General features: G+C 66.0%; 10 protein-coding genes. 5 read left to right on the top strand and 5 right to left on the bottom strand.

Annotated features, from left to right (window positions below; genetic code table 11):
* Window positions 1-94: 94 nt before the first annotated feature.
* Window positions 95-301, bottom strand: coding sequence for a hypothetical protein (locus WBQ44_RS05600; RefSeq protein WP_495565742.1), 207 nt, complete (start codon window positions 299-301; stop codon window positions 95-97).
* 269 nt (window positions 302-570) lie between these two features.
* Between WBQ44_RS05600 and WBQ44_RS05595 the strand changes: the two genes are divergently transcribed.
* The gene (locus tag WBQ44_RS05595; RefSeq protein ID WP_495565741.1) at window positions 571-768 is read left to right on the top strand and encodes a hypothetical protein; all 198 of its coding nucleotides are present in this window, start codon (window positions 571-573) and stop codon (window positions 766-768) included.
* Between the two features lie 4 nt (window positions 769-772).
* On the opposite strand, the gene WBQ44_RS05590 is transcribed toward WBQ44_RS05595, so the two are convergent.
* Window positions 773-2026 (bottom strand): reverse transcriptase family protein, encoded by a 1254-nt coding sequence (locus WBQ44_RS05590; protein WP_495565740.1) that lies wholly within the window; start codon window positions 2024-2026, stop codon window positions 773-775.
* 233 nt (window positions 2027-2259) lie between these two features.
* Between WBQ44_RS05590 and WBQ44_RS05585 the strand changes: the two genes are divergently transcribed.
* A complete protein-coding gene (locus WBQ44_RS05585) occupies window positions 2260-3498 on the top strand; it encodes an FAD-binding domain-containing protein (RefSeq protein WP_495565739.1) in 1239 nt (412 codons plus the stop codon).
* 13 nt (window positions 3499-3511) lie between these two features.
* On the opposite strand, the gene WBQ44_RS05580 is transcribed toward WBQ44_RS05585, so the two are convergent.
* Window positions 3512-4069, bottom strand: a complete 558-nt coding sequence (locus WBQ44_RS05580; RefSeq protein ID WP_495565738.1) for a helix-turn-helix domain-containing protein — start codon at window positions 4067-4069, stop codon at window positions 3512-3514.
* A 67-nt stretch (window positions 4070-4136) separates the two neighbouring features.
* Here WBQ44_RS05580 and WBQ44_RS05575 point away from each other — a divergent pair, with 67 nt between their 5' ends.
* From WBQ44_RS05575 to WBQ44_RS05565, 3 genes are read left to right on the top strand one after another with little or no spacing between them, the layout of a single operon-like run.
* Window positions 4137-4817, top strand: a complete 681-nt coding sequence (locus WBQ44_RS05575; RefSeq protein ID WP_495565737.1) for an AzlC family ABC transporter permease — start codon at window positions 4137-4139, stop codon at window positions 4815-4817.
* Complete coding sequence (locus WBQ44_RS05570) at window positions 4814-5119, top strand: AzlD domain-containing protein (protein ID WP_495565736.1); 306 nt, start codon at window positions 4814-4816, stop codon at window positions 5117-5119. Before WBQ44_RS05575 ends, WBQ44_RS05570 begins: the two co-directional genes overlap by 4 nt.
* Window positions 5120-5126: 7 nt before the next feature.
* On the top strand, window positions 5127-5612 hold the full coding sequence (locus tag WBQ44_RS05565; RefSeq protein WP_495565735.1) for an SRPBCC family protein: 486 nt from the start codon (window positions 5127-5129) through the stop codon (window positions 5610-5612).
* Here the strand turns inward: WBQ44_RS05565 and WBQ44_RS05560 are convergent.
* Together WBQ44_RS05560 and WBQ44_RS05555 are read right to left on the bottom strand one after the other, a co-directional pair.
* Window positions 5588-6049 carry a MarR family winged helix-turn-helix transcriptional regulator gene (locus WBQ44_RS05560; RefSeq protein ID WP_495565734.1) on the bottom strand — a complete coding sequence of 154 codons (462 nt, stop codon included), beginning with the start codon at window positions 6047-6049 and terminating at the stop codon, window positions 5588-5590. The two genes, WBQ44_RS05565 and WBQ44_RS05560, sit on opposite strands and share 25 nt — an antisense overlap.
* On the bottom strand, window positions 6046-6458 hold a 413-nt coding region (locus tag WBQ44_RS05555; protein WP_495565733.1), incomplete at its 5' end, for a DJ-1/PfpI family protein. The genes WBQ44_RS05555 and WBQ44_RS05560, both read right to left, overlap by 4 nt.

Below are 6458 nucleotides of genomic sequence, written 5' to 3'. Positions count from 1 at the left end.
GCCACCGCTGACTCGGATCGCTCCACGAGCGCGGAAGGCCTTACTCGGCCGTCTCAGGAAAAGTACAAATGCACGGCACCACCGTAAAGGAACGTTAATCCGGTTGCAAACAAATTCCGGGATCGGCCCAGTCGGCAACGCGGTACACCACGCCGCCTGACACACGGTCCGACATGGACGAAGCCACCACGATTTCGCGGATCTTGTCCGGCCTCCGGCGACGACCAAGCGCCCACCATCCGTCGTTGGACTGCAGCGGAGCAGTGTCACGCACGGAAAGCTCGATATCGTGATCGGACAAGGAACGATCGTTATGGGCCGCAGCTTCACATTGACCCGGGGCTCGGGTTCGTGGACAACTGGCTGGACGCGACCTCGTACCCGTTGCGTCGGTACAACTCGTAGGCGCTGACGCTGAGTCCCGAGGACCTGGCGACCCTCGACGCGCTACCCGAGCCCGCCGGCGCTCGGTACTGACCCACGTCGCCTGACGAACACGCCCGTCATCTCCCGAACCTGTCGGAGCCCGGTGGTACTAAAGAAGTACACACACGCGAAAGGAGCGCCCGTATGACATGCAAGGACTGCACTGCAGCCATCGATCACTGCCACGGAACGTTGGTGATTCACTCCTCGGGCCTTCCCGAGTGCACCGAACCCCACTGCGTCGATCTCGAGTACGTCCGCCACTATCTTGTACTGGATTGCTCCGAGGTCACCGGCGGTTGCCAGTGCGTCGGGGAAATCGAGTTGGTCCGGGCGTCGTAGCCCTCTACCCAGCCCAGTCCACTCGTTCCGCCAGCGCGAGCAACTTTCGTCGCCTGGTGTCGTTGGTTTCCCCGATGTAGGCGATGCGGCCGTACAGGTGGGCGCGGAAATCGGGTAGCTGTTCACGGTTCTGCGACGCGGGCCCGTGAACGCTGCAGTTGTGCAGGATCGCTCGTAGCTCGTCGTATTCCGGCCGCGGCACCGAAGGCCAATCGTTGACGACGAGGCCGGTCAGCTGCTGTCGCTTGTGTGCGCGTCGTACACGGGTCTTGGTGTGATTGAGGCCGAACCCTTCGTCGCGCACGATCGTGCCCACCGTCCACAGCACCACGTCGGCGTCGCAGGTACCAGAGAAGGCCAGGTCGTCGGCGTACCGCGTGTACCGCAGGCCCATCGACCGGGCAAGCCCGGTGAGTCTGATGTCGAGCTTGCGGGATGCAAGATTCGCCAATGCCGGCGAGGTCGGCGCGCCCTGCGGCAGGTGTCGCGTTCGCAGCAACGACGCTGTCGCCGAGGGCAATCCGCCGAGTTGGGTTGCGGGAGCACTCGTCGTACACAGGTAGGCGAGACTCCAGGCCACGGTGCGCGGATAGCCGAGGGCGTCGAAGATTGCCACGACGCGGTCGATCCCGATGGTAGGGAAAAAATCCTTCAGGTCGGTCGCGATGACAATGTTGTGGCCGGCGTGCGGAATGCCGAAGGTGCGGGGGCTTCGCCCCTTGACGAAGCCGTGCGCCGCGCTGTGCGGCGGAACTCGATCGAGGATGCGCCGCAAAATCTTTCGTTGAATCTCGCGCAGTCGTGGTTTCGGTATCTCGAGCAGGCGTGCGCCGACGCGTTTGGGGATCGGCGTTGTTCGATAGTGACGGAGCGGTTCGGGCGCAGTACGCAACCGCGACTGAGCGTCGGCGAACCATTCGATTTCGGCAATTGTGAGGTCGAGCGATTCGGCAAGGTCACCGGTGGTGACGTACTGCGGGACGTCGAACCGCCACTCCTTCGGCCCGCTTGTTCGACGCAGCGGTTCCAGGGAGATGTTTTCCGGGATCAGCGGCAACTCGGCAATCAACCGAGTCAGCGAATCGCGGTCGAACGGCTCGGACGGATACAGCTCGAGCAACCTGTCGGCGAGCCTGCCTGCCTTGTCGTCGAGCAGCGGCGCGAACGCCTCCGCCAATCCTTCGCGCGTCCACGGCACCCCGTCGGCGAACTCGGAAAGCGCCGACGCCATCAGCGGGTGATACTGACGATCACTCACGACGCCCCCGCATGCAGCGACGCCGGGCGACCTGAATCTTTCGTACTCGGCGCCGCCCGGCACGCGGAGCGTGCGGACCGGCGTCGGACGCAGTGCTCGATTCTTCTGTCCCACCCAGGGGTTACCCCTGAAACTGGCCGCGCGGACCAACTCTCGCCCGAGCGTCGCTGCATCTCCCCACTGTGCCAAAGATCCCGGCGTTTCGCGCGCCCCCGATTCGGGAACAGGTATCGATGCCGCGACTTCCCCATCCGCCGTCGATAGTCGACGGCTTCTCCAGTAACGACGTTGCTCGTTGGGTGGCCACCCATCTCGGCGACCTGACCAGGGAGGGGCCGGACGGAATCGCTCAGGGCGGCATCCGGGGCGGGCAGTCGGCAGCCGATGGCGCTCTGGCGAATCTGGACATCACGGCGTACGCGCGGGCACGCAGCACCGTCTTACCCGTGTCGCGGCGCGGGGCGAGCCGGATGTCGCCCTACATCCGGCACGGACTGCTGTCGCTGCGGCAGGTGTGGGACGCCGTCGCCGACGCTCCCCCGCGGGACCGCACGCGTTACCGCGACGAATTGATGTGGCAGGAGTATGCGCGACACCTGTATGCGCGCGTCGGCCCGGAGCTCGGTCGATCGCTGCGCCGAGAGCAGCCACGACCCCGGAATTGGACGTCGTCGCCGTGGCCGAAAGACATGAACTGCATGGCTACCGTCGTCGCCGAGCTGCACGAAGACGGGTGGCTGGTGAACCAGACACGTATGTGGTTGGCGTCGCAGTGGGCCGTGCGCGCGGGCGAAACTTGGCGCGAAGGCGAGGACGAGATGTTCACGCATCTGCTCGACGGTTCCCGCGCCGCCAACCGGCTCGGCTGGCAGTGGACCGTCGGCACCGGCAGCGGCAAGGTGTACGGGTTCAGTCGGTGGCAAGTCGAGAAGCGCGCACCTGCACTGTGCCGCGGCTGTGCGCTGAAGGATGCGTGCCCGATTCAGGATTGGCCGGAGGCCGATCTCGGGCCTTCGGTCGCCGGTCCCGACCTGAACACGGCGCCCATTCCGGCCGGGCCGTCGGCCGTGGACGGATTCGGCGGCGAACAGGTCTGGTTGACGGCCGAATCGCTGGGGCTGGGCGACCCCGCTCTCGCAGCCGACCCGGGTCGGCCCGCAGTGTTCGTGTTCGACGAGCCCCTGCTCAAACGCCTGGCACTGTCCGGTAAGCGACTGGTCTTCCTGGCCGAGACGCTCGGCGAGATCGCAGCCACGCGCGAACTCGAAGTGCGCCGCGGGCGAGTGGCCGACGAGTTGGCCGGCCGGTCTCTGGCCACCACCTGGGCGCCGGTGCCGGGCTTCGCGCGAATTGCGGACGAGGTCGACCCCGTCGAGGTGCATCCCTGGCCGTGGCTCGCACGTCCGAACGTCGCGTCGGTGCGATCGTTCAGCGCCTGGCGGCGAAGTCATCGACCCGCGGCGTCAGCCTGACTGCAGGCCCACGTCAGGAGTGCTCGGAGATCAGCACCGCAGTCGTATCGGGCTCCAAGGCTTCGAAGGTGTGCGGTAGGTCGCCCGGATAGCTGATGTAGTCGCCCGGATGCAGTTCGACGGGTTCTTCGGTGGGCCCGACAAGTGCGCGACCTGCTCCGAGGACGACGTGTTCGACGACGCCCGGTGAGTGCGGATCGGCATCGCGGGGCTTACCGATCTGCGCGGTGATCAAGTAGATGTCGCGTCGCGCGTTCGGCGGACAGGACGCGAGCAGCGTTGCCACGTAGTCGGCAGTGTCCGAAGCGATGCCCGGTCCCTCCCCGGCACGGATGAGCTGGACCCTGGGCCGGACGGGCTCCACCAATTGAGCGAACGGCACGTCGAGCGTGACGCTGAGCGCCCACAGCGTCTCGACGCTGGGATTGCCGGTACCCGATTCGAGTTGCGAGAGAGTCGATTTGGCAATGCCGGCGCGTCGAGCAACTTCGGCGAGCGACAGGCCGACTCGCTTGCGTTCGCGCTGCAGCGACGCAGCGATTGCGGCGATGGGCGCACTGGGCTGCGTCATGATCGTTCACTCCATCGGCCTATCGTTCGGGTTGACGAACATACTAGCAGCGTTCAGTATTATGGTCATGCGTTCGATATGGCGAACACGCCATCCTGCGACCCGCGACATCGCACTCGTGTGTCTCGCCGACGGTCTCGTGGGCGCGTCCTTCGGAGCCATCTCCGTCTCAGCAGGCCTTCCCATCTGGGTACCCGTCGCCATGTCGCTGTTCGTTTTCGCCGGGGCCGCGCAGTTCATCCTCGTCGGCGTGCTGGCCGCAGGCGGCAATCCCGTCGCGGCCGTTGCGAGCGCACTCTTGGTCAACACCCGTCTCGTTCCGCTGTCGTTCTCGGTCTCCGACGCCTTCGCCGATGTACCGTGGCCACGCAAGCTGCTGGGCCTGCACCTCGTCACCGACGAGAGTGTCGCCTTCGCTGTCGCCGAGAAGGACGCTGCAGGACGACGAACCGCGTTCTGGCTGTGCGGTATCGGCTTGTTCGTCAGCTGGAACATCGGCGTGTTTCTCGGCGCCGCGCTGGGCGGCGCCATCACGGACACCGCTGCGCTCGGACTCGACGCGGCATTCCCGGCGGTGCTCATCGCATTGGTCATGCCGGCACTGCGCGACGGTGCAACGCGCACTGCTGCACTGGTCGGTGCCGTCATCGCCGTAGCAGCAGCAACCGTTCTGCCACCGGGCATTCCGGTACTTCTCGCTTTGGCCGGCGTCGCTGTGAGCCCCCTTCTTCACAGGGCACGCGCATGATCGCGCCCATGATCGTTCTCGCCATCGGGACGCTGGCGTTCAGATTGCTCGGGCCGTGGCTGCGCAGCCGAGTCACCCTCTCACCGCGCGTGGAGACCCTCAGCGCGATGTCGGTGGCCGTCATCTTCGTCGCCCTCGTCGCCACGTCGGCTCTCGTCGTGGACCAACAGTTCGCCGGCTTCGCACTCCCGGCCGGTGTGCTCGTCGCCGCCGTTCTGGCGTGGCGAAGGGCCCCGTTCGTGGTGATCGTCGTGGCCGCCGCAGCAACAACCGCTGTTCTTCGCTTCGTCGGCGTTGCATAATTGTGCAATGAAGCCCACCGGTTCTCTGCGCCGCACCGCCACCGGCGTCGACCTCGAGCTGACCAGGACGTTCGATGCCCCGCGCGACGACGTATGGGCAAGCCTCACCGAGTCCGACCGCACCGCCCGGTGGTACGGGCCGTGGAAGTGGCTGGCAGAGGGCGTCGTTCGAGTACAGCTGGCGTACGAGGAGGGCACTCCGTTGTCGGAGATGCGGATCGACGTCTGTGAACCCCCCGCTCGCCTCGCCGTCGCGATGACTCCGGGCGAAGGAAGTTGGCAGCTCGAAGCCCGGCTCGACGAGGTCGACGGCGTCACCACCTTGACCTTCGTGCACCATCTCAACGACACCGAGGGCGTCGGCGACATCGGGCCCGGCTGGGAGTACTACCTCGACATGCTCGTCGCGTCCCGGGACGGACGGCCCCTGCCGGGCTTCGACGATTACTACCCCGACCAGCAGGCGTACTACGAATCGTTGGTGGCCCGGTAGCGCCTCGAAGCGGCGATGATCTTTCTCATGCCCTCCTGAACGCGACGGATCTCGTCCTCTCCGACCTCTCTGCCGACGGCGTTCGCCCAGGCATGCTGCTCGTCGCGTAGCTCATGCACCGTTTTTCGCCCAGCATCGGTGGGCTGCAATAGTTTCGCGCGACGATGCTTGGGATTTTCGACGTACTCTGCCCAGCCCTTCTCCACGAGTATGTCCGCGGTGCGCTGGACGCTCTGGCGCGCGAGACCCAGACCGACACGTCGTGCGATCTCCGCGACCGGCAGGGCCTCGTTCAACGTGGCACCGAGCACCTGCCACCACGCCGGCGTCAGACCTGCCGGTGCGGTGATGTCCTCTGCCGCAGCGAGGAATTCGCCGTTGAGCTCGAACGCAGGGAGGACGGTCGACGTCAGGGCGTCGCCGGCCGCCGTTCTCACTCTGCGCCCACGAGTTGGTCGTAGTACTTGCGCTCCCCGGTCTTGTACAGGCCGTACCAGGCGTCGATGACGGGCTGCGGGAAGAGCTCGAGGAGCTCGAAGAGTGCCTTCGCGAATTCGAGCGGGGCTGTTCCGGGCGCAGTGACGACCGTCCCGTCGACCACCACACGTTCGTCCGAGTAGTGTTCGGCGCCGGCATATTCCGGTGCAGCTTGCAGGAATTCGAGCGCGTTGCTGGTGTGCCTGCGAGCATCGAGCAGGCCGTGTCGAGCGAGACCGAGTGTCGCACCGCAGATCGCCCCGATCGGCACGTCGCGTTTCACCATCTCGGCGGCCAGTTCGAGAACGTTCGCATGCCCACTCCCCCAGGTGTCACCGCCGGGAAGGATCAACGCCGCCAGCTCGGAGG

The organism is Rhodococcus sp. (in: high G+C Gram-positive bacteria) (assembly GCF_049591685.1).
Lineage (GTDB): Bacteria > Actinomycetota > Actinomycetes > Mycobacteriales > Mycobacteriaceae > Rhodococcoides.
Note: the sequence above shows the minus strand (reverse complement) of the source record. Positions and strands in the feature narration are given on the sequence as shown.

Coding starts and splice junctions, on each gene's coding strand:
- WBQ44_RS05570 (WP_495565736.1), top strand. CDS start 4,814: ATGATCGCGCCCATGATCGTTCTCGCCATCGGGACGCTGGCGTTCAGA.
- WBQ44_RS05580 (WP_495565738.1), bottom strand. CDS start 4,069: ATGACGCAGCCCAGTGCGCCCATCGCCGCAATCGCTGCGTCGCTGCAG.
- WBQ44_RS05595 (WP_495565741.1), top strand. CDS start 571: ATGACATGCAAGGACTGCACTGCAGCCATCGATCACTGCCACGGAACG.
- WBQ44_RS05565 (WP_495565735.1), top strand. CDS start 5,127: ATGAAGCCCACCGGTTCTCTGCGCCGCACCGCCACCGGCGTCGACCTC.
- WBQ44_RS05575 (WP_495565737.1), top strand. CDS start 4,137: ATGCGTTCGATATGGCGAACACGCCATCCTGCGACCCGCGACATCGCA.
- WBQ44_RS05585 (WP_495565739.1), top strand. CDS start 2,260: ATGCCGCGACTTCCCCATCCGCCGTCGATAGTCGACGGCTTCTCCAGT.